Source organism: Rhodanobacter koreensis (assembly GCF_054782855.1).
Window position 1 is genome coordinate 450,355 of the sequence record NZ_BAAGRR010000012.1, and the last position, 21,486, is coordinate 471,840.

Annotated in this window: 16 protein-coding genes; 9 read left to right on the plus strand and 7 right to left on the minus strand. The window is 64.8% G+C overall.

The genetic code is table 11. From position 1 onward, the window contains the following. The first annotated feature begins 363 nt into the window (after positions 1-363). Together ACYVKM_RS15605 and ACYVKM_RS15610 are read left to right on the plus strand one after the other, a co-directional pair. Complete coding sequence (locus ACYVKM_RS15605; protein ID WP_460878535.1) at positions 364-1,401, plus strand: type IV pilus twitching motility protein PilT; 1,038 nt, start codon at positions 364-366, stop codon at positions 1,399-1,401. A gap of 98 nt (positions 1,402-1,499) precedes the next feature. Further along, a complete protein-coding gene (locus ACYVKM_RS15610) occupies positions 1,500-2,672 on the plus strand; it encodes a PilT/PilU family type 4a pilus ATPase (protein WP_460878536.1) in 1,173 nt (390 codons plus the stop codon). A gap of 69 nt (positions 2,673-2,741) precedes the next feature. Here the strand turns inward: ACYVKM_RS15610 and ACYVKM_RS15615 are convergent, their stop codons facing one another. From ACYVKM_RS15615 to gshB, 7 genes are all read right to left on the minus strand, one after another. After that, the gene (locus tag ACYVKM_RS15615; protein ID WP_460878537.1) at positions 2,742-3,113 is read right to left on the minus strand and encodes a BON domain-containing protein; all 372 of its coding nucleotides are present in this window, start codon (positions 3,111-3,113) and stop codon (positions 2,742-2,744) included. A 240-nt stretch (positions 3,114-3,353) separates the two neighbouring features. After that, positions 3,354-5,141, minus strand: coding sequence for a hypothetical protein (locus ACYVKM_RS15620; RefSeq protein WP_460878538.1), 1,788 nt, complete (start codon positions 5,139-5,141; stop codon positions 3,354-3,356). A 120-nt stretch (positions 5,142-5,261) separates the two neighbouring features. Beyond that, positions 5,262-6,188, minus strand: coding sequence for an aspartate carbamoyltransferase catalytic subunit (locus ACYVKM_RS15625; RefSeq protein WP_460878539.1), 927 nt, complete (start codon positions 6,186-6,188; stop codon positions 5,262-5,264). A gap of 30 nt (positions 6,189-6,218) precedes the next feature. Continuing rightward, positions 6,219-6,668, minus strand: coding sequence for a Holliday junction resolvase RuvX (ruvX, locus tag ACYVKM_RS15630; RefSeq protein ID WP_460878540.1), 450 nt, complete (start codon positions 6,666-6,668; stop codon positions 6,219-6,221). Continuing rightward, on the minus strand, positions 6,665-7,234 hold the full coding sequence (locus ACYVKM_RS15635; protein ID WP_460878541.1) for a YqgE/AlgH family protein: 570 nt from the start codon (positions 7,232-7,234) through the stop codon (positions 6,665-6,667). The genes ruvX and ACYVKM_RS15635 overlap by 4 nt, the downstream gene beginning before the upstream one ends. A gap of 58 nt (positions 7,235-7,292) precedes the next feature. Beyond that, positions 7,293-8,159, minus strand: a complete 867-nt coding sequence (locus ACYVKM_RS15640; protein ID WP_460878542.1) for an energy transducer TonB — start codon at positions 8,157-8,159, stop codon at positions 7,293-7,295. Next, positions 8,156-9,133, minus strand: a complete 978-nt coding sequence (gene gshB / locus ACYVKM_RS15645; protein WP_460878543.1) for a glutathione synthase — start codon at positions 9,131-9,133, stop codon at positions 8,156-8,158. Before gshB ends, ACYVKM_RS15640 begins: the two co-directional genes overlap by 4 nt. A 399-nt stretch (positions 9,134-9,532) precedes the next feature. Here gshB and pilG point away from each other — a divergent pair, with 399 nt between their 5' ends. The 7 genes from pilG to ACYVKM_RS15680 all read left to right on the plus strand — a co-directional run bounded on the left by pilG (position 9,533) and on the right by ACYVKM_RS15680 (position 21,478). Continuing rightward, on the plus strand, positions 9,533-9,898 hold the full coding sequence (gene pilG, locus ACYVKM_RS15650; protein WP_460878922.1) for a twitching motility response regulator PilG: 366 nt from the start codon (positions 9,533-9,535) through the stop codon (positions 9,896-9,898). Between the two features lie 22 nt (positions 9,899-9,920). Further along, positions 9,921-10,292, plus strand: coding sequence for a response regulator (locus tag ACYVKM_RS15655; RefSeq protein ID WP_460878544.1), 372 nt, complete (start codon positions 9,921-9,923; stop codon positions 10,290-10,292). Beyond that, a complete protein-coding gene (locus ACYVKM_RS15660) occupies positions 10,289-10,828 on the plus strand; it encodes a chemotaxis protein CheW (protein ID WP_460878545.1) in 540 nt (179 codons plus the stop codon). Before ACYVKM_RS15655 ends, ACYVKM_RS15660 begins: the two co-directional genes overlap by 4 nt. Before the next feature lie 121 nt (positions 10,829-10,949). Continuing rightward, entirely contained in the window at positions 10,950-12,980 is a 2,031-nt protein-coding gene (locus tag ACYVKM_RS15665; RefSeq protein WP_460878546.1) for a methyl-accepting chemotaxis protein, read from the plus strand. Between the two features lie 74 nt (positions 12,981-13,054). Next, the gene (locus ACYVKM_RS15670) at positions 13,055-19,201 is read left to right on the plus strand and encodes an Hpt domain-containing protein (protein ID WP_460878547.1); all 6,147 of its coding nucleotides are present in this window, start codon (positions 13,055-13,057) and stop codon (positions 19,199-19,201) included. Then, positions 19,194-20,954, plus strand: a complete 1,761-nt coding sequence (locus ACYVKM_RS15675; RefSeq protein WP_460878548.1) for a chemotaxis protein CheB — start codon at positions 19,194-19,196, stop codon at positions 20,952-20,954. Before ACYVKM_RS15670 ends, ACYVKM_RS15675 begins: the two co-directional genes overlap by 8 nt. Further along, a complete protein-coding gene (locus tag ACYVKM_RS15680; RefSeq protein ID WP_460878549.1) occupies positions 20,951-21,478 on the plus strand; it encodes a chemotaxis protein CheW in 528 nt (175 codons plus the stop codon). The genes ACYVKM_RS15675 and ACYVKM_RS15680 overlap by 4 nt, the downstream gene beginning before the upstream one ends. The last annotated feature ends 8 nt before the right edge of the window (positions 21,479-21,486 follow it).

Below are 21,486 nucleotides of genomic sequence, written 5' to 3' on the forward strand. Positions count from 1 at the left end.
CTTCCTCACTGGTCCAGACCGCGTACCTTACCGGAGCCGGTATCGTAGCGAAGCAGTTTTATGGGTACCCGCCGTTGCGGATGGGATTTGTTCGATGGCCAGGGTAATGGCCAGGTGACGATTTTTAGACCGTGTGCGCAAACCGGGTCGACAGTTTGCATGTCGGCGCCGGAAAAGACTGGTCGCACAGCCGGTTGCGCGAGTAGTATCGACGCAGCTACAGGGGGATTCGGGTAGTTCGTTCGGATGGTCCCATGGCGCCTGCGCCATGCGCTGCGGCGCACCATGCCTGCGAATATCATCGGTCCCTGTTGTGGCATCCGAATTCATGCCATCCAGACGATCGGTTGAGGGGAACGACAGATGGACATTGCCGAACTGCTTGCATTCTCGGTGAAGAACAAGGCCTCGGACTTGCACTTGTCCGCCGGGCTGCCACCGATGATCCGCGTTGACGGCGATGTGCGCCGCATCAACATTCCCGCGCTTGAACACAAGCAGGTGCATTCGCTGATCTACGACATCATGTCGGACAAGCAGCGACGCGACTATGAGGAATTTTTCGAAACCGACTTCTCGTTCGAGATTCCCGGGCTGGCGCGCTTCCGCGTCAACGCGTTCAACCAGAACCGCGGCGCCGGTGCGGTGTTCCGTACCATTCCGTCGGAAGTGCTGACCCTGGAGGATCTCGGTTGCCCGCGCATCTTCAAGGAGCTGATCGAGCAGCCACAGGGCCTGATCCTGGTGACCGGTCCGACCGGCTCGGGCAAGTCGACCACGCTGGCGGCGATGGTCGATCACGTCAACAAGAACGAATACGGCCACATGCTCACGATCGAGGACCCGATCGAATTCGTGCACACCTCGCAGAAGTGCCTGGTCAATCAGCGCGAAGTGCACCGTGACACCCACGGTTTCAACGAGGCACTGCGCTCGGCGCTGCGTGAGGATCCGGATTACATCCTGGTCGGCGAGTTGCGCGATCTGGAAACCATCCGGCTGGCACTGACCGCCGCGGAAACCGGCCACCTGGTCTTTGCCACCGTGCATACCAGTTCGGCGGCGAAGACGATCGACCGCATCATCGACGTGTTCCCTGCTGGCGAGAAGCCGATGGTGCGCTCGATGCTGTCCGAGTCGTTGCGCGCGGTGATCTCGCAATCGCTGCTGAAGAAGGTGGGCGGCGGCCGTATCGCGGCGCATGAAATCATGGTCGGCATCCCGGCGATCCGCAACCTGATCCGCGAGGACAAGGTGGCGCAGATGTATTCGTCGATCCAGACCGGCCAGCAGTTCGGCATGCAGACGCTGGACCAGTGCCTGCAGGACCTGGTCAAGCGCGGCCTCGTGACGCGCCAGCAGGCTTCCGGTTACGCCAAGAACAAGGACAGCTTCAAGTAACGCCGGGAAGCGCGGAGTGGGGCCGACCACGCAATCGCCGCCCCCGCTTTGCTCTACGCTCCCAGTACCCCGTTCCCTGTCTCCGGAGGAGGCCCGCCATGAGCGATTTTGATTTCACCTCGTTCCTCAAACTGATGGTGCACAAGAAGGCCTCCGACCTGTTCATCACCGCCGGCGTGGCACCGTCGATGAAGGTACAGGGCCGCATCGTGCCGATCACGCAGAGTCCGCTCAGCGTGCAGCAGGCGCGCGACATGGTGCTCAACGTGATGACGCCGGGCCAGCGCGAGGAGTTCGAGAAGACCCACGAGTGCCAGTTTGCGATTTCCGCGCAGGGCGTGGGCCGTTTCCGCGTGTCGTGCTTCTACCAGCGCAACTGCGTCGGCATGGTGCTGCGCCGGATCGAGTCGAAGATTCCGACGCCGGAGGAACTGAACCTGCCGCCGGTGATCAAGCAGCTGGCGATGACCAAGCGCGGCATCATCGTTTTCGTCGGCGCCACCGGTTCGGGCAAGTCCACCTCGCTGGCGGCGATGGTGGGCTACCGCAACCTGAACTCGACCGGCCACATCATCACGATCGAGGATCCGATCGAGTACGTGCACAAGCACGAGGGTTGCATCATCACCCAGCGCGAAGTCGGCATCGACACCGACAGCTGGGACAACGCACTGAAGAACACCCTGCGCCAGGCGCCGGACGTGATCATGATCGGCGAGGTGCGCACCCGCGAGGGCATGGATCACGCGATCGCCTTCGCCGAAACCGGCCACCTGGTGCTGTGCACGCTGCACGCCAACAACGCGAACCAGGCGATGGACCGCATCCTGCACTTCTTCCCGGAAGACCGTCGCCAGCAACTGCTGATGGATCTGTCCTTGAATCTGAAAGGCATCGTGGCGCAGATGCTGATCCCTACGCCCGACGGCAAGGCGCGTCGGGTCGCCGTGGAAGTATTGCTGGGTACGCCGCTGGCGCAGGATTACATTCGCCAGGGCGAGATCCACAAGCTCAAGGAACTGATGAAGGAGTCCACCCTGCTCGGCATGAAGACGTTCGACCAGAGCCTAGTCGAGCTGTATCACGCCGGCGAGATCAGTTACGAGGACGCGCTGCGTTACGCCGACAGCTCCAACGAGGTGCGTCTGCGCATCAAGCTGGCGCAGGGTGGCGATGCACATACGCTGTCGCAGGGGCTGGACGGCGTGGAACTGGAAGAGACCCGCGATGCGCACAATTTCGGCGGTGGCACCAATCTGCTGAATCGCTGAAGTCCGTCACCGGTTGCAAAAAGGAAAGGAGCCTTGCGGCTCCTTTCCTTTTTCAGGCGACACCGGGATCTACTGTGCCGGTGCGGCGCTGACCGTCAGGCCGCTGGCGTCGACGTTCTTGACGCCCTTGACGTGCTTGGCCACGCGTTCGGCATGCAGTTTTTCCTTCTCCGTGGCGACGTTGCCACTCAGCGTCACCACGCCGTCGCTGGTCGACACCGAAATATCGGTGGCCTTGATGCCCTTGGTGGTGCCGAATTCGGATTTCACCTTGGTGGTAATCCATGCATCGGCCGCCTTGTCCGGCACGGTCTGGTTGTCGGACGACTTCTGCATGGAGCCAGTGTCCTGAGCGGCAGCCTGACCAAACGGTGCTGCTGCGAAGGCGAGCATCAGGCCGGTGGCAAACACGCTGTTGCGGATCATCGAACGGGTATGCATGACAATCTCCTGCTGGGTGAAGGTCGGTCGGCAACGACAGCTGTTGTCGATTTCCTCATCCATCCCAACAGCCGGAACGTGAATGTCGCGTGGCTGCGGCCGAGGCCGATTCAGCGGGCGATTACCAATGCGAACGACAGGTCATGAGGATGTTGGCCAGATGTTCGACATGAGGTGATCGCGCATGAAAAAACCGGGGCGCCGCCGCGCCCCGATTCCGGTGTTGATCACGGCAACGGCTTACTTCAGGACAGTCTGGGTGTTGAACACCATGCCATCGTTGTCGACATGCATTTCGGCATCGATGCTGTTGACGCGTTCGGCCTGGGCCTTCATCGCGGCGAACTGTGCCTTCGACCGGGCTGCGTTGGCGGCTGCCTGCGCGGCTTCATCGGAGCTGTCGCCGTCGATGGAAGGCTCGTCGCTCTTGTTGAGCGCGGCTGTCGCGGCGGCCAGGCTGTCGACCTTCTGTTCCATCAACTGCAGCCAGTTCAGGTACATCGCGCCGCTCAGGTGCATGCGGGTCATGCGACCGGCATCGCCGGCGGGATCCCTCAGTGTGTCGGCGAGTTTGGCATCCTCGCCGGCGCCAATGCCCAGAGCGAGTGCCTTGTCGCTCATCGCGATCCACGCCGACTGGCCCAGGATGGTGAGCATGTCCTTCGGCAGTGGCAGCGGCTTGCCGTCGCTGGCGGGTTTCAGCTGCGCCAGGGCTGGCACCATCATCTGGCCGGTTGCGAGCAGGCCGGAAGGATTGTTGCTGCCCAGCACGATGCGGCCGCTGAAGCTCGGCAGGGCAGAACCCTGGCCGGGCACCAGGGTATCCAGCACGATGCGCAGGCCGAGCATGTCGCCGAACGGCGGGATGGCCGCCTTCTGCATGGCCGGGCCGAGCTTGGCGAAGCTGTCGTTGAGATCGGTCAGGGCAGGACAGGTGAATGGTTTGGCGACCACGGCGTCAGCCTGGTCGGACCAGAACGAGCGCAACTGAGCGACCGGCAGCGCGAGGCTCAGGTCAAACGGTGCGGTACCGGCACTGCCCAGTCCGGGCAGGTCCACCTTGAGACCGGTGAAGGCCTTGCTGATGTCGCCGGCCAGCGCCACGTCGAACCGCACGTCCTGGTGCTTCGTGTCGAGCCGGGTATAACCGAAGCTGACGGCCGGCACGCGTGCGGCGATGCGCGCGGCATCGGTCGTGCAGCTTGGCGGAGTCTGCAACTGATTGGCGACCGGTTCGCCGGTCTTGGCGGATTCGGCCTGTGCACGTGCCTTGAGGATCGCGCCGACCAGCGGATCCTTGCCGCCGATCGCCAGCGGCAGGGCACGGGTCAGGTCCAGGTCGCCGACCATCCACTTCTGGTAGCCCCTGGCCTTGGCCAGCGTGTCCAGACGGCCATCGTCCTGCAGACTCTTTTGCGGCCGGTCCAGGCCAAGTGCCTCGCGCAGCATGGCGGGCGAGACATCGGCCGGCAGCAGCGCGGCTACCGCCTGTTTGCCAACGGTGGCGAGGATCACCTCGGTACCCGACGCGGCGAACACATACTTGCGGTAGCTCTGCGTACCGATGCTGGCCACATCGAGCTTCTTGCCGTAGGCGGTTTCCAGCCGGCCGATGAAGCCTTCAAATGCCTTCGGGTCGCTCAGGTCGAAACGCATGACCGGTGCCAGGCCGATCCCGTAGAACGCCGAGAGCCCCTTGATGTTGAGGCCGGCACCGTCGGCGAAACTTTCCACGGTCTTGCCGTTGAATTCGGCACTCAATGCACGCAGCAGGCGCGCGCCGTCAGGGTCCTTCGCCGCGAGACGATCGGCCAAGGCATTGATCTGGGCGAGCTGCGAGGGCAGCTGTGCATCGGCCTGGGCGAGCAGGGCCGTGCGGGTGTCGTCGTCCAGCACGTCCAGATTGGCCACGACATACGGCGTGTCCGCCGGTACGAAGGCCAGTGGTGCATCCTTGTCCTTGTGTCCGCAGGCCGCCAGCATGGCGCCGGCAAAGCCCAGCGCGATGAGTCGCGTCGTCGATCGCATGTTGATCCCCAAGATGGTGAGTGTCACGCGGCATATTATGCCCGCTTTGGCGGATTGCCGCGGTGCGACATTCCTGGCCTGGCGCCGCTGGATCGGGAGTGCTGCGTTGGCGGCGGATACTCAGCGAGCGAGTACCTCATTCAGTACGGCCATGCGCACGAACACGCCGTTGCCGACCTGTTCGAGGATGCGCGACTGCGCGCCGTCGGCCACGTCCGGGGCGATCTCGATGCCCCGGTTGATCGGCCCGGGATGCATCACCAGGCAGCCCTTGGCGGCACAAGCCAGACGACGCTGATCCAGCCCATAGTGGGCGAAGTAGGCTGCTTCATCCGGCAGGTCGATCGCGGCCATGCGTTCCTTCTGCAGGCGCAGCATGATCACTGCATCGGCACCTTCGATCGCCGCATCGAAATCGTCGAAGTGCCGGCAATGCGGAAATTCCTCCATGGCCGGCATCAGGGCAGCCGGGCCGCACAGGCGGATCTGCTGCACGCCCAGCGTGTGCAGCGCATGGATATCCGAACGCGCCACGCGCGAGTGTTTGATGTCGCCGCAGATCACCACAATGAGGTTCTCGAAATCCGGCCGGTGCTGGCGGATCGTCAAGGCATCCAGCAGGCCCTGGGTGGGATGTGCGCGGTTGCCGTCGCCAGCGTTGATCACCGACACACCGCTCATCGCGTGACGCACCAGCTCGTCCGGCGTGCCCGATTGCTTGTGGCGCACCACGATCGCGTCCAGATGCATGGCCTCCAGCGTGTGCAGCGTGTCGAACAATTCCTCGCCCTTGCTGGTGGAAGAGAAACCGAGGTCGAAATTGATCACATCCGCACCGAGCCGGCGCGCGGCCAGCTCGAACGAGGTGCGGGTACGCGTGGACGGTTCGAAGAACAGGTTCAGCACGGTGCGCCCGGCCAGCACGTCAAGCTTGCGGGTGCCGTGTGCACAGGCATCGCGCAGCGCTTCGGCACGATCGAGCAGGCGCTCGATCGTCTCGCGCGGAAGATTTTCCAGGGTGGTCAGGTGGCGCAGGCGTGGGCTCATGGCGGCAGGTCTGGAGAGGGATGGTGGGAGTCAGGGGGTGATGACGTCGGCAGGCAAGGCATCGGCGCCACCCAGCCAGCGTTCCACGATGATCGCGGCGGCTTCGGCATCGATCGTGGCGGCATCGCGCCGCCGCTTGAGTCCGGCGGCGCGGGCGGCGGCGAATCGTTGGGCGGCCTCCTGCGAGCTGTGCCGTTCGTCGACCAGCACGACAGGCAGGCCATAGCGCTGTTGCAGCTGGACGGCAAACCGGCGGGCATTGCGACTGGCGGCCTGCTCGCCACCATCGAGGGCCAGCGGCAGGCCGACGATCAGGGTATCCGGCAGCCATTCCCTGCGCAGGCCGTCGAGCTGCTGCCAGTCCGGCTCGCCATCCTTTACCGCGACGGTGGTCAGTCCGCGCGCACTGGCGGTGAAGGCATTGCCGATGGCCACGCCGGTCAGGCGGCTGCCGACATCGAAACCGAGCACACAGCTCATGCGTGGCCCGCATAGCCGGACAACTGGCGTGGATCGACCCCGACCAGGCCGGCGGCGGCGCTCCAGCGTTCTTCCAGCGGTGTGTCAAATACCACCCGGCCGCAGGCTTCGGCGGTGAGCCAGGCGTTGGCCATCAGCTCCTGCTCCAGCTGGCCGGCATCCCAGCCGGCGTAACCGAGCACCATGATGGCCTGGCGCGGGCCATCGCCGGCGGCCATCGCCACCAGGATGTCGCGTGAAGTCGTGACCGACCAGTCGGCATTGACCCGGTAGCTGGATTCCCAGTCGCCGGGTTCGCGATGCAGCACGAAACCGCGCTCCTGCTGCACCGGGCCGCCGATCAACACGGGCGCGTCGGCCAGTTCGCTGTCCGTGCATTCGAGCCGCATCTGCGCCAGCACGTCGCCGAAGCGATACTCGGACAGCTGGTTCACCAGCAGTCCGACTGCACCATCCTCATCGTGCTGGCACAGCAGGGCCACGCCGCGGGAAAACGGTGGTTCGGCCAGACTCGGCATGGCAATCAGGAAATGCCCGGTGAGTGTGTTCGGCGCGGTGATGCTCATGCCGGTCATTGTAAGCCCGGCCGGCGGCAAGTCGTGCGAACGGCGGATGCCGGTGCGGTTATTTGTTGCGCAGCACGTCGCCCGGCAGGAACTGCCAGGTGCGCGTGATGTAAAGCTCGTCCACCTGGGCATCTTTCGGCAGCGGCGGGAAAGGGGCGGCCAACCGCACGATGCGTTCGGCAGCGGCATCCAGCAGGGGCTGGCCGGAACTCTTGATGACGGTAATGTTCTTTATGCCGCCGTCGCGGTTGAGTCCGACGGTAAGCAGCAGGTCACCATACAGCTTGCGCCGGCGCGCTTCGTCGGGGTAGTTCAGGTTGCCGATTCGCTCCACCCGGTCCGACCAGCCGCGCATGTAGCTGGCGTAGACGTATTCCTTCGTATTGGCCGAGATGAATTTCTTTTTCGGCCGCTTGGCCAGCGCCTCGGTCTGCGCACGCAGTTCGGCGGCCAGCTGGGCGATCGCCTGCTGCCGCTTCAGTTCGGCCGCGGTCGGGGTCTGGTCCTCGGGATCGACCTGGGTCTGCGCGGTATCGCTGGTGACGCTGAAGTCGGTGGCGCCGCTGGTGGTGACCATCCGGGTCGGCGTGGCCTCCCGCGGCTGTGGCGTGGCCGCATCGACCGGCTGCGCCGCCGTGCCTGGATCGGGCTTGGGCAGCGCACCGGAGAATATCTGCGACGGTCGCGCGGCGCGGTCACTCTGGCCGCCACCGCTGTTGTTGGCCTGGGCCAGGAAATCCGCCTTGTCCGGGGCCTGCTGGTTCGCCACGTTGACCAGGGTCACATCCAGCGTCGGCAGGCTGGGACTGGGCTTCACGAAATGAAACGTGATGCCCAGCAACAGCACGCCATGCAACAGCAGTGAAAACAGCAGGGTGGCGCCGATGGGATCCGGCGCGGTGGAGACAGTTGCAGAGGTGCTCACGCGGTACGCTTTCCGATGACGTGCTGCTCGATGACGTCGAACAGCTGACCGGCAATGTTAAGCCCGAACTGGGCGTCCAGCTCACGCACGCAGGTCGGGGATGTGACGTTGATCTCGGTCAGGTAGTCGCCGATCACGTCCAGCCCGACAAACACCAGGCCGCGGCGGCGTAGGTCGGGCGCCACCTGGGCCACGATCCAGCGGTCGCGCTCGGACAACGGCACGCCGACGCCGCGACCACCGGCGGCGAGATTGCCGCGGAATTCGTTGCCCTGCGGGATGCGCGCCAACGCATACGGCACCGGTTCACCATCGATGATCAGGATGCGCTTGTCGCCGGCGGTGATCTCCGGGATGTATTTCTGCGCGATCGTCAGCTGCCGTCCCGTGCCGTGCGCGTCGCCATCGAGCAGGGTTTCCAGCATCGAGTTGAGGTTGCTGTCGCCGGCCTTGACCCGGAAGATGCCGCGCCCGCCCATGCCGTCCAGCGGCTTCAGCACCACCTCGCCGTGTTCGGCCGCAAAGCGACGCAGTTCGCCGGCATCGCGCGAGACCAGGGTGGGCGCGATGCACTGCGGAAAGGTCAACGCGTAAAGCTTCTCGTTGCAGTCGCGCAGCGAGCGCGGATCGTTGATCACGCTGACGCCGGCGCGCTGGGCCGCTTCCAGCACCATCGTGTCGTAGATGAACTGCGCGTCGACCGGCGGGTCCTTGCGCATCAACACCACGTCGAGTTCACCAAGCTTGCGCCACTGCGCATGCCCCAGCGTATGCCACTGCCGCGGATCCTCGCGCACGTCGAGCGGAGTTGTCCGTGCCCAGGGGATGCCATCGCGCAGGGCCAGGTCACCCTGTTCGAAATAGTGCAACGCGTGGCCACGCCGCTGTGCCTCCAGCAGCATCGCGAAGGTGGTGTCCTTGGCGATTTTTATCGCGCCGATGGGATCCATCAGCACGCCGATCGAAAGGGGCATTGCGGTTCTCCGTGTGTGGCCGGGTACGGTCGCGCATGCAGGCAGGCGCGCCTCGTGAGGCATCTATACTAAATGCGATGGTTGGCGAGGAGTTTGCGGGGTGACCTGTCGGACGGGATCCGATGCTGTCGCGGGCGGCCCGATGGTGCCACTATGGGTCACTTTGTGAAGCAGCCCCAAGTATTGCTTGACAGTCTCGGCGGGCAGGCAGTAAACAACAAAGCCTTGGATACACTGCCGCAGAGCGGGTATCGGGTGATTCGTTTCGAAACTTTTTACATGCGCACCGCGCGGCATGGCTGTTGCATGTCTTGGTGTCTATCCTGAGCTCGGGCCGGGCCGCAGGGGGGAGTAGTGAATTTGAACGTGAGTGCTAATGGCTTGGCGGGTCTCAAGGTCATGGTGATCGACGACTCCAAGACCATCCGTCGCACGGCGGAAACCTTGCTGATGAAGGAAGGTTGTGACGTGCTGACTGCTGTTGATGGTTTCGAGGCGCTGGCCAAGATTTCCGACCAGAAGCCCGCCATCATCTTTGTCGACATCATGATGCCTCGGCTGGATGGTTATCAGACCTGCGCGCTGATCAAGAACAATCCGCTTTTCCGTGCCACGCCGGTGATCATGCTTAGCTCGAAGGACGGGCTGTTCGACAAGGCCCGCGGGCGCATCGTGGGTGCCGAACAGTATCTGACCAAGCCGTTCACCCGGGACGAACTGCTCGGTGCCATCCATCGCCACGTCAGTACGGTATCGAGCCACTGACTGCAGATTCTGAGGGGGACCTGTGGCCAATATTCTCATCATCGACGATTCGCCGACCGACGTGCGCGTGTTCACCACGCTGCTGGAGCGTGCCGGTCATCAGGTAGCCGCCGTCGGAACCGCCGAGGAGGGCATCGAGCGTGCGCGCGCCGAGCTGCCACACCTGGTCATCATGGACGTGATCATGCCCGGCATGAACGGCTTCCAGGCGACACGGACATTGACCCGCGACCCGGTCACGTCGGCCGTGCCGATCGTGATGATCACCACCAAGTCGATGGAAACCGATCGGGTATGGGGCCTGCGCCAGGGTGCCCGCGCGTTCATCACCAAACCGGTGAACGAGAAGGAGCTGCTGGCCTGCATCAACGATCTGCTGCCGAGCGCGACATGAACCAGTCCGTCAATCGCACCCCGTTCGAAATCCTGGCCCGCTACGAGCGGCTGTCGCTGGCGCACGCTTCCGACACGCAGGACAAGCTGGAGGCGCCCGGATTGTGGCGCGGCATCGGTTTCCGCGTCGGTACCCGCATGCTGGTCAGCAGCATCGACGAGATCAATGAATTGCTGGCCGTGCCCACGCTGACTCCGGTGCCGGGCACCCAGCCATGGCTGCTCGGGGTGGCCAATGTGCGCGGCAATCTGGTGCCGGTGGTCGATTTCGGCCGCTTCCTGTTTGGCGACCGCACGCAGCATTCCGAGCGTACCCGCCTGCTGGTGGTGCGTCAGGGCAGCGGCAACGTGGCGCTGCTGGTCGACGAGGTGTTCGGCCAGCGCACCGTGGACGAGCAGCAGCGACGCGAGGCCGAGCGCGAGGATGATCCGCGGCTGATCCGTTTCGTCGACAACCGGGTGGGCGAGCAGCAGCTGGCGGTTTTCAGCATGAACCGGCTGGTGCGCGCACCGGATTTCCGGCAAGCGGCGGCCTGAGCGGCGCGTGATTGAAGGGCCGGTGCCGATCGTGGCCGGAGACTTGGAACAACATTTCCCTGGCCAGCAGCCGCCCGATGATGCGGAGCCGGCAACGTACAGTTAGACGGATGAGGTGAACATGAGCACTACAGGGGGCGTCAGCAGGGAACGGGGTTACACCGCACTCATTGTCCTGCTGCTGATTGCGATTGGTCTTGCGGCGTTTGACTTCTGGCGGCTGAACATCAAGAACGACGAGGACCGCCAGGCCATCGCGCTGACCACGCAGATCCAGGTGCTGTCACAGCAGACGGCCAAGTTCGCGCTGGAATCGGCAGGCGGCAACACGGACTCCTTCAAGGAGCTCGAGAGCACCCGCAACTCCATCGATTCGGCCGTGAAGCGACTGGACAAGGGCGATCCGACGGGCGGCATGCAGGCCTACGCCGACAACAACGCCACGCCGGCCGGTCGTGCCGTCAGTGCACTCGACGCCTCGTGGCAGCAGCTCGACACCGATATCGGCAAGATCCTCTCCAACAAGGCGGTCGTGCTCGACTCGGGACAGCGCGCGGACACGCTGTCGCAGCAGATGCCGTTGCTCAACTCGAGCATGGAACAGGTGGTCAACATCCTGCAGCAGCGCAACGGCAGTTCCGAGCAGATGCTGGGCACCTCCCGCCAGATGCTGTCGGCTGACCGCATCATCCGTCGCGTGCAGGAAGTGCTGCAGGGTGGCGACAACGCCCAGTCGGCGGCCGATGGCCTGTCCCGCGATGCACAGTTGTACGGCAGCGTGCTGAAGGGCCTGATCGAAGGCAGTCCCGACAGTGGCGTGAAGCCGGTCGGCGACGCCAATGCACGCAAGATCCTCACCGACATGGATGCCAGCTGGGCCAAGCTGACCGACCCGGTGGCCAAGCTGGCGGCGGCGGCGGGCAACATTGCCGACGTGAAGCACGCCGGCAACCAGGCCTCGCTGGATTCGCAGACCGTGCTGTTGCGCGCCAACGACTTGTCCGAGCAGATCGGCAAATTGCCGTTGCGCCGGCTGTTCCCGAACGTGTGGTGGGGTTTGTTCGGCGCGATTGCGGCCGTGGCGTTCGCCCTGCTGCTGGTGATCACCCTGGTGGGCGACCAGCGCCGCCGGTTCGCCAGCAGTACCGAGCTGAACCAGCGCAACCAGGAGGCGATCATGCGCCTGCTGGATGAAATGGGCTCGCTGGCCGAAGGCGATCTGACCGTCAAGACCACCGTCACCGAGGACATCACCGGCGCCATCGCCGACTCGGTGAACTACGCGATCGACGAGCTGCGATCCCTGGTGACCACCATCAACGAGACCTCCGAGCAGGTGTCGTCGTCGGCACAGGAAACCCAGACCACCGCGCGCCATCTGGCCAACGCGGCGGAGCAGCAGGCGCAGCAGATCAGCTCGGCGACCTCGGCGATCAACCAGATCGTGAGCTCGATGGACATCGTGTCGAAGGACTCCGCCGAGTCGGCCGACGTGGCCGAGCGCTCGGTGAAGATCGCCTCGCACGGCGCCGAGGTGGTGCGCGAAACGATCTCCGGGATGGACTCGATCCGCGACCAGATCCAGGAAACCTCCAAGCGCATCAAGCGCCTGGGCGAATCCTCGCAGGAGATCGGCTCGATCGTGGAACTGATCAACGACATTGCCGAACAGACCAACATCCTCGCGTTGAACGCGGCGATCCAGGCGGCTTCGGCCGGTGAGGCAGGCCGAGGTTTCGCGGTGGTGGCGGACGAAGTGCAGCGACTGGCCGAACGCTCGACCAGCGCGACCAAGCGTATCGAGACGCTGGTGCAGACGATTCAGTCCGACACCAACGAAGCGGTGAACTCGATGGAACAGACCACCGCTGAGGTGGTGGCCGGTGCGCGCAAGGCGGAGGACGCCGGCAGCGCGCTGGGTGACATCGAGCGTGTTTCGCACGACCTGTCGGCGCTGATTCAGAACATCTCCAGCGCGGCGCGCCAGCAGTCCGCGGCGGCGACCGATATCTCGCATTCGATGAACGCGATTCAGGAAATTACTTCGCAGACCTCGCAAGGTGCGAGCCAGACGGCCGACTCGATCGGTACGTTGGCGCAGCTGGCAAGTGATCTGCGGCGCTCGGTGGCTCACTTCAAGCTGCCGGGTTGACATCAGGATTTATGACGGGGGGCAGTCTCGTTGGTTGCGTGATGCCTGCGTTGCGCAACCGTTGAGAGAGGCGCATGAGACTTCAAGACCACATCGATTTCACCACCCTCCAGTGGGTCAAGCCGGAGCTCGACGATACCTTGTCGAACGCCCGCGAGGCCCTGGAGTCCTACGTCGACAATCCGGGCAAGCGCGACTTCATGCGCACCTGCGCGGATCATCTGCATCAGGTGCACGGCACCTTGCGGATGGTCGAACTGTATGGCGCGGCGATGGTGACCGCGGAGATGGAAACGCTCGCCATCGCGCTGCTCCAGGAGCATGTCACCCATCGCGAGGAAGCCTATGCCGCGCTGATGCGTGGCCTGATGCAACTGCCCGACTACCTCGAGCGCCTGTCCAGCGGCCATCGCGATGTGCCGGTGGTGCTGCTGCCGCTGCTCAACGACCTGCGTGCCAGCCGCGAGCAGGAGCCGCTCTCCGAATCGGCGATGTTCCACCCCAATCTCGACGCGTTCCTGCCGGAGCAGGCGCCGGCCGCGATGAGCGAGGCATATGCCGAGGCGCATCGTGGCGAACTGGTGGACCTGCGCCTGCGCTTCCAGCAACAGTTGCTGGGCTGGTTCCGCGGACAGAATGCCGCGCAGCAACTGGTCGGCATGCGCAAGACCCTGCTGGCGATCACCGCGCGCTGCCACCACGTGCATGGCCGTCGCCTGTGGTGGATTGCCGCCGGCGTGCTGGAAGGCCTGGAGCAGGGCGCGCTCAAGGGTCAGTCCGGTGAAATACGCCAGTTGATCGGCAAGGTCGACCGCAACATCCGCCTCCTGATCGAACAGGGCGAAAACAGCCTGCGCGGCGGCGAAGCGGACGAGGTGGCCTGCAAGCTGCTCTACATCGTGGCCCAGGCCAAGCAGCGCAGCCCGCAGATGGAACTGCTGCGCACGACCTATGCACTGGACAGCCTGCTGCCCGGTGCCGGTGAACTGGAGCACGCGCGTGGCTCGATGTCCGGGCACAACCGTGCCTTGCTCGATTCGGTATCGCGCGCGCTGAAGGATGACCTGCTGCGCGTCAAGGAAGCGCTGGATCTGTTCCTGCGCCAGCAGGACGGCGATCCGGCACAGCTCGCGGCGCAGGGCGAGGTGCTCGAGCGCGTCGGTGACACGCTGGGCATGCTGGCGCTGGCCGTGCCGCGCCGCGTGGTCAATGAACAGCGACGGGTGCTCGACGAGATCGCAAACCGCTTGCGTACGGCCGACGAAGACACCCTGCTCGATGTGGCCGGTGCCCTGTTGTATGTCGAGGCGTCGCTGGACGATCACATCGAGAGCCTGGGTTCCGAGGACGAGTCGACTGCCGGTGTCGCCGCACACGGGTTGCCGCGCAGTGAAGCATTGGGCGTCGTCACGACCCTGATGCAGGAAGCGATCAGCAATACCAGCAAGATGAAGGACGCGATCGTTGCCTTTGTCGAGTCCGGCTGGGAGCACGACCGTCTGGCCGGCACACCGGCCCTGATGGACGAGGTGGCCGGTGCCATGCGCATGCTGTCCGCCACGCGCACGGCAGAACTGGCGGAAGGCGTGGGCCGTTTCGTCGGCTACGAATTGCTGGAGGATCGGCGCGTGCCCAGTGGGGCGCAGATGGATCATCTGGCCGATGCGCTCGCGGCGCTGGAGTATTACCTGGAGGCCGCGCGTGAACATCGCGGCGGCCTGGAACACATCCTCGACGTGGCCGAACACAGCCTTGGCCTGCTCGGCTACTGGCCGCTGCCGGCGGTGCGTGAGCCGGCAGCGGCGACGGTTGTCGCAGCTGTGGCGAAGGCAGACACCGATCACGCCTTCGGCCACGAGGAGCATCCGGAACTCTCCGAATCCGTCAGCCTGCTCCCCGGCGACGATCTGGGTCATCTGTTCATCGGCCAATCCGTGCCGCATGACGCCCCTGTCCACAATCTGGACGGACTGCGACTGGCACAGACCGAGGCGACCGCGCCAGCCGTGCTGGAGGGAGACGCGTCGGACCGGCAGGATGGCGACTGGATCGACATCGAGGAAGAGGTTTTCGAACAGGTGCCGGTCAGCGATGCGCTGGCAGCCAACACCCACTTCAACGCGAACGCGGAAGGTATCGACGACGATATCCGCGAGATCTTCCTGGAGGAAATGCAGGAGGAGATCGACAACCTGCGCAGTGCCGAGAGCGCCTGGCTCGCCGATCCGGCCCAGATTTCGTCGCTGATCGGCATCCGCCGCTCGTTCCATACGCTCAAGGGCTCCGGCCGGCTGGTCGGTGCCGGTGTGCTCGGCGAGTTTGCGTGGAAAGTGGAGGACATGCTCAACCGGGTGCTGGACAACACGATCCAGCCACACGAAGGTGTGCAGGCCGTGGTGCGCCATGCCATCGACGCGTTGCCCCAGTTGCTGGCAGCGCTCAAGGGTGACGGTGCACCGACGGCACCGCTAAGCGCCATCATGAAGGCAGCCGAGCAAGTGGCCGCGGGCCAGCCGGCGCGCGTGGAGGATTACACCTCGTCCGCCACCGAAATGGTGCGGCGCGTGGTGCGTCGGCGCGTGCCGCGTCTCGATGAAGCAGTGCAGGCCGTGCCGGAAGCGGGCGTGACCGATGCCCACAGCATCGGTGCCGAACATGCGGTCACCGAGCCGGCGTCCGGCATTGCCTTGCCGGTGATGCCGCCGGTCGATCCGGTGCTGCTGGAGATCCTGCGCAGCGAGGTCGCGCAATACCTGCAGACCATTCGCGCAGCCATCCAGCGTGGCGGCAACGAGTTGCCGATCGGCGAAGAACTGCTGCGTGCCGTGCATACGTTGCATGGTGCCATCGCGATGGTCGACATTCCGTTGCTGACCCAGCTGCTGTCACCGCTGGAAGGGTTGTTCAAGCGCCTGCGTGCGGCCAATCTGCCGCTGTCGGTCGATGGTGTGAACCTGCTCGGCCAGTCGGTCGACGTGGTCGATCACGTGATGGGCCAGTTCGATGTGGCCGAGCCGCACCTGCCCAACGTGGATGCGCTGACGGCACAGATCATCGCCATGCGTGACCGCTATCCCGAATCGCAGGTGGCACATGTGGTGTTCGAACCGCATCCGGGCGAGCTGGAGCCATCAGCGGAAATCGCTGCCCCGGCGCATGCCGGCGAGGACGAGGAGGCAACGACAGCCGCGCTGGATGGCAGCACGGGCAAGCTCGTCGCCGAGCCATCGGATGAGGCAAGCACCGGGACGTCGTCGGATGCCGGTCGACCGGCGGAGATTCATCCGGACGACGCGCGCCATGCCGAGCTTGCTGCCGAACTGGTCGCCGCCCTGGGCGCGTTCGAACCGGGCGTAGCTGCTGTCGAACACGCTGCCGCTGAGAAGGCGGCGGAAGAAGCCAGGCAGGCAGAAGTCGAGAAGCGTGCGGCAGAGCAGGCTGCAGCCGAGAAGATCGAGGCGGAACGGTTGGCCGCCGAGAAGCACGCTGCCGAGCAGGCAGCGGCGGAAAAGATCGAAGGCGAGAAGCTTGAGGCCGAGCGCCTGGCCGCCGAGAAGCATGCTGCTGAACAGGCGGCAGAAAAGGTCGAAGCGGAGAAGCTTGAAGCCGAACGGTTGGCTGCCGAGAAGCATGCTGCCGAACAAGCAGCGGTAGAGCAGGCGGCGGCAGAAAAGGCCGAAGCCGAGAAGCTCAAGGCCGAACGATTGGCCGTCGAGAAACATGCTGCCGAACAGGCGGCGCACGCTGCTGCCGCGCATGCAGCCGACAGTTCCGATGCCGTGGAGGCCGGTGCCGAGCCGGCGCAAGAGTCGGCCTATGCCCTGGCGGGATCCGGCCTGATCGACGCCGACCTGCTGGAAGTGTTCATCGACGAGGCGCGCGAAATCCTCGATCACGCCGATGGCGTGCTTGCTCACTGGCATGCCGAACCGGCCGAGCTGGCTCATGTGGCAGAGCTGCAGCGCGACCTGCATACGCTCAAGGGCGGTGCGCGGATTGCCGGGTTGTCGTCGGTGGGTGACCTCACCCACGCGATCGAGACCCTGCTCGAGAAGCCGATTCGTGACGCGGAAAAGACCGGCCCGCTGATTGCCGCGCTGGAGGCGAGTTTCGATCAGCTGCATGCGCTGACCCAGCAGGTATCGCAGGGCCAGACGCCCGAGTACCCGCAGGCCACGATCGATCGTTTGCTGGGCATGGCCGGCGAGCATGCCCTGGCCGACGACGGGGCGCTGGCGACCACCGTCATGCCCACCCTGACGCCGGCGCCAGCGCGGGCTGCACCGGTTCCGGTGGTGCCGAGCTCGCTGGAAGGCCTGGAACTGCCCGAGCTGTTGCCGGAAGAGGAGGAAGAGGTTCGTTCTCCGCAGGAACAGATCCGCGTCCGCGCCGACCTGCTCGACAACCTGGTCAACCACGCAGGCGAAGTGGCGATCTACCGCTCGCGCCTCGAACAGCAGGTGGCGGGCTACCGCTTCAACCTGGTCGAGCTGGAACAGACCGTGGCGCGTCTGCGCAGCCAGCTGCGCATGCTGGAGATCGAGACCGAGGCGCAGATCATCGCGCGCTTCCAGCGCGAGCACCGCGAAGCTGGCCTGGCGGCATTCGATCCGCTCGAGCTCGACCGTTATTCGCAGCTGCAGCAGTATTCGCGCGCACTGGCCGAGTCGGTCTCCGATCTGGTGTCGATCCAGAGCATGCTGGACGAACTGACCCGACAGGCCGAGACCCTGCTGATCCAGCAGTCGCGCGTCAGCACCGAACTGCAGGACGGCCTGCTGCGCACGCGCATGCTGCCGTTCGACACGATGGTGCCGAACCTGCGCCGTACGCTGCGACAGGCCGCACAGGAGCAGGGCAAGAGTGCCCAGCTCTACGTGGATGGTGCGCACGGCGAAATGGATCGCAACCTGCTCGATCGCATCAAGGCGCCGTTCGAGCACATGCTGCGCAACGCGATTGCGCATGGCATCGAGACCCCGGCCGAACGCCGCAAGGCGGGCAAGCCGGCCGAAGGCTCGGTGCATATTCAGGTCGCCCGCGAGGCCACCGAGGTGGTGATCCGGGTCAGCGATGACGGCCGCGGGCTGAACCGCGAGGCGATCCGCAAGCGCGGCATCGAACGCGGCCTGCTGCGTGCCGACATCAAGCCGACCGACAACCAGCTGCTCTCGCTGATCACCCAGCCAGGCTTCTCGACCGCCAGCAAGGTCACCCAGTTGGCCGGCCGCGGCGTCGGCATGGACGTGGTGGCGAACGAGATCAAGCAGCTCGGCGGTTCGCTATCGATCGATTCGGAAGAAGGCAAGGGCAGCACCTTCGTCCTGCGCCTGCCGTTCACGCTCGCCGTGACCCAGGCCATCCTGGTGCGCATCGGCGAAGCGACCTTCGCGATTCCGATGACCTCGGTACAGGGCGTGGCGCGGGTCAACCCGGACGATCTGGCGACGCTGCTGGCCGAGGAGGAGCCGTCGTTCCAGTATGGCAACGAGGCTTATGGCATCCACGATCTGGCCGAGTTGCTGGGCTTGCCGCCCGGGCTGCCGGCCGAAGGTGAGCAGCAGCCGCTGCTGCTCACCCGAGCCGGTGATCTGCGCGCCGCGATCCGCATCGACGCCGTGCTCGGCTCGCGTGAAATCGTGGTCAAGTCGGTGGGTCCGCAGATCAGTTCGGTGCCCGGCCTGCTCGGCGCCACGATCATGGGCGACGGTTCGGTGCTGATCATTCTGGATCTGGCACCGCTGGTTCGCCATGGCATCACGCGCCGCATCCAGCGTCTTTCCGACGGTCTCAGCGCGGTGCAGGCGCCGGTGATCGAGGAAGTCCGGGTACGTCCGCTGGTGATGGTGGTGGACGATTCGATCACCATGCGCAAGGTCACCAGCCGTGTGCTGGAACGTCACGAATACGAGGTCAGTACGGCGAAGGATGGCGTCGATGCAGTGGAGAAACTGCACGAGCGCGTACCTGACCTGATGCTGCTCGATATCGAGATGCCGCGCATGGACGGCTACGAGCTGGCCACCCACATGAAGGCCGATCCGCGGCTGCGCAACGTGCCGATCATCATGATCACCTCGCGCAGCGGCGACAAGCATCGCCAGCGGGCGTTCGATATCGGCGTCGATCGCTATCTCGGCAAGCCTTATCAGGAAGCCGAGCTGCTGGTGCAGATCAACGAGGTGCTGGAGCAGCGGGCGGCGGAGCCGGTCCATGACTAATACGACGCCGGCGGTCGCCCTGCTGTTCGACGATACCGAACTGGGTGGCCAGTTGCGTGAAGCCTTGCATGAACGTGGCGCACGGATTGTCCACGAGGGTGGCGTTTCCAGTCTCGACCGGACGCTGTTGCATCAGGTCGGTGCCGACGTACTGGTGGTCAACCTGGACGACAGCGCCGACGATGCACTCGATCACCTGTATGAGCTGATCGATGGTGACCGGCCGCGGGTGGTGTTCAACGATGCACAGGCCAGCCGCAAGCTGGTCGGCTGGGATCGCGCACGCTGGGCGCGGCATCTGGCGGTCAAGGTGCTGGCGGCAGGCGACATCGATCCGCCGCGCCCGGAGGATGCCCGCAGCATCGAGACACCGTCGCAAGTCGAGCCGGTCGAATCCGCACTCATTGCGACGGCTCCCATCACGACGGCTCCGGCTGAAGCTCCGGTCGAAGTTGCGGCGGAAGCGCCGGTCGCACCATGGGCTGCCGAGGTTGAAGAATCCGCACCAGTTGCCGGACCTGAACACGAACCGGCGTTGCCTGAGCCGGATTTCCTGCCACATGCCGGCCTGGATGATCAGCACGAGAAGGTAGCCAGTGCCGAGTCGGAAAGCCTCGCGGCGGAACTGGAGGCCTTGCTGGCTTCCGATGAACTGCCGGCTGGTGACGAGGATGCATCCGGTCCCGGCCTGCGCTTCACCGGTGACGAGGAGCTGCCGCCGTTGCACGACGGCAATTTCGGCATGCCGATGGCTGCAGCGGAGGTGCCTGCGAGCTACCACGACGCGTCATCCGCGGTTGCCGCAGCATACGCCGAGCTGCCGGCGGCCAGCCGGGTCGATCATTTGCGGCTTGTATCGCAGACCGATCTGCCGGTGATGACGATATCGACTTTGGCGGATGAACCCGTTCACGCCGGGACGGAAGCAGCGGTGGTCAGTGCACCTGACAGCTGGGCGTTGCTGGATGACGACGCGCTGCCCGCCGAGTCTGCCAGGCCCGATGCCGCTGCATTCGGCATCGAGAAGTTGAGTGCTGCCGATTTCCTCGCGCCGGATGTCGAGTCGGTTGCGCCAGAGATCGAGCCGGTGATGAGCCTCGAACTGGTGTCGATCGAGGAAGCGATCGCCCCGAAACAGTACGTGCATGTACATGACCATGAGATGGTCCTCGATGAACTGGGGGGCGCCTTGAGCCGGCTCGTGCTGCTGGGGGCTGCGATCAGCGGTGTGGATTCCGTCTGCAGTTTCCTCGCTGCGTTGCCCGCAAGCTCGCGATTGACCTTCCTGCATACCCAGCATCTGGCCGAGCAGCAGTCGGACGCGGCGCTGGTGGAGCGGCTGACGGCGCATTGCCCGCTGCCGGTGCGGCTGGCCGTGCAGGGTACCCGCGCTGCACAGGGCGAGGTGCTGGTGGTGCCGGCAGGGCAACAGGTGCAGCTGCGCCGGGACGGCAGGATCGAGTTGCAGACGATCGTCTCGGACCAGCCGCAAGGCCCGTCGATCGACGCCAGTTTCACCATGGCGGCAAATGCGTTCGGTCGCGACGCGGTAGCGATCGTGTTCGCGGGTCGAGCGAACGATGCCGTTGCCGGTTCGCAGGCAATCCATGATCGCGGCGGCCAAGTATGGGTAGAGTCGTCGTCCGGCGAGCATTTCGCCGATATGGTCAGCGGCATCTTCGCCGAACGACTGGTCAGTTTTTCCGGTACGCCGCCTGAGCTGGCGACGCACCTGATCGAGGTATTTCCATGAGTGATCCGCTGCCGCGTGAAATTCGCTGCGTGCTGGTGCCGGTAGGCAACCAGCGTCTGCTGCTGCCCAATGCCACCATTGCCGAGGTGATTACCCAGAGCAAACCCGAGCCGGTGGCCGATGCGCCGCACTGGTTGCTCGGGCGCATCGCCTGGCGTGGCTGGCGAGTGCCGCTGGTATCGTTCACGCAACTGGCCGGCACGGAAGAGGGCGATGCCGAACTGAGCGTGCGCGTGGCCGTGCTGAAAGCGCTCGGCGGCAATCCCAAACTGCCGTTCATCGCCGTATTGACCCAGGGCTTCCCGCGCCTGACCACGTTGAACGCCGAGCTGATCATTCCCACCCATGACGGCAGCGAGCTGCCGGCGGGTGTGCGCGCGCAGGTGCTCGTGCGGGATGACGTTGCGATGATCCCCGATCTGGAATGGATCGAGGCCGAATTGCTCCGTCTGCTCGACAAGGCGGATGCCGCTGAATTGGTGGAATCCGGCGAACCGTCCGGGTCATCCGAAAGCGAAGGCTGAAAGCGGAT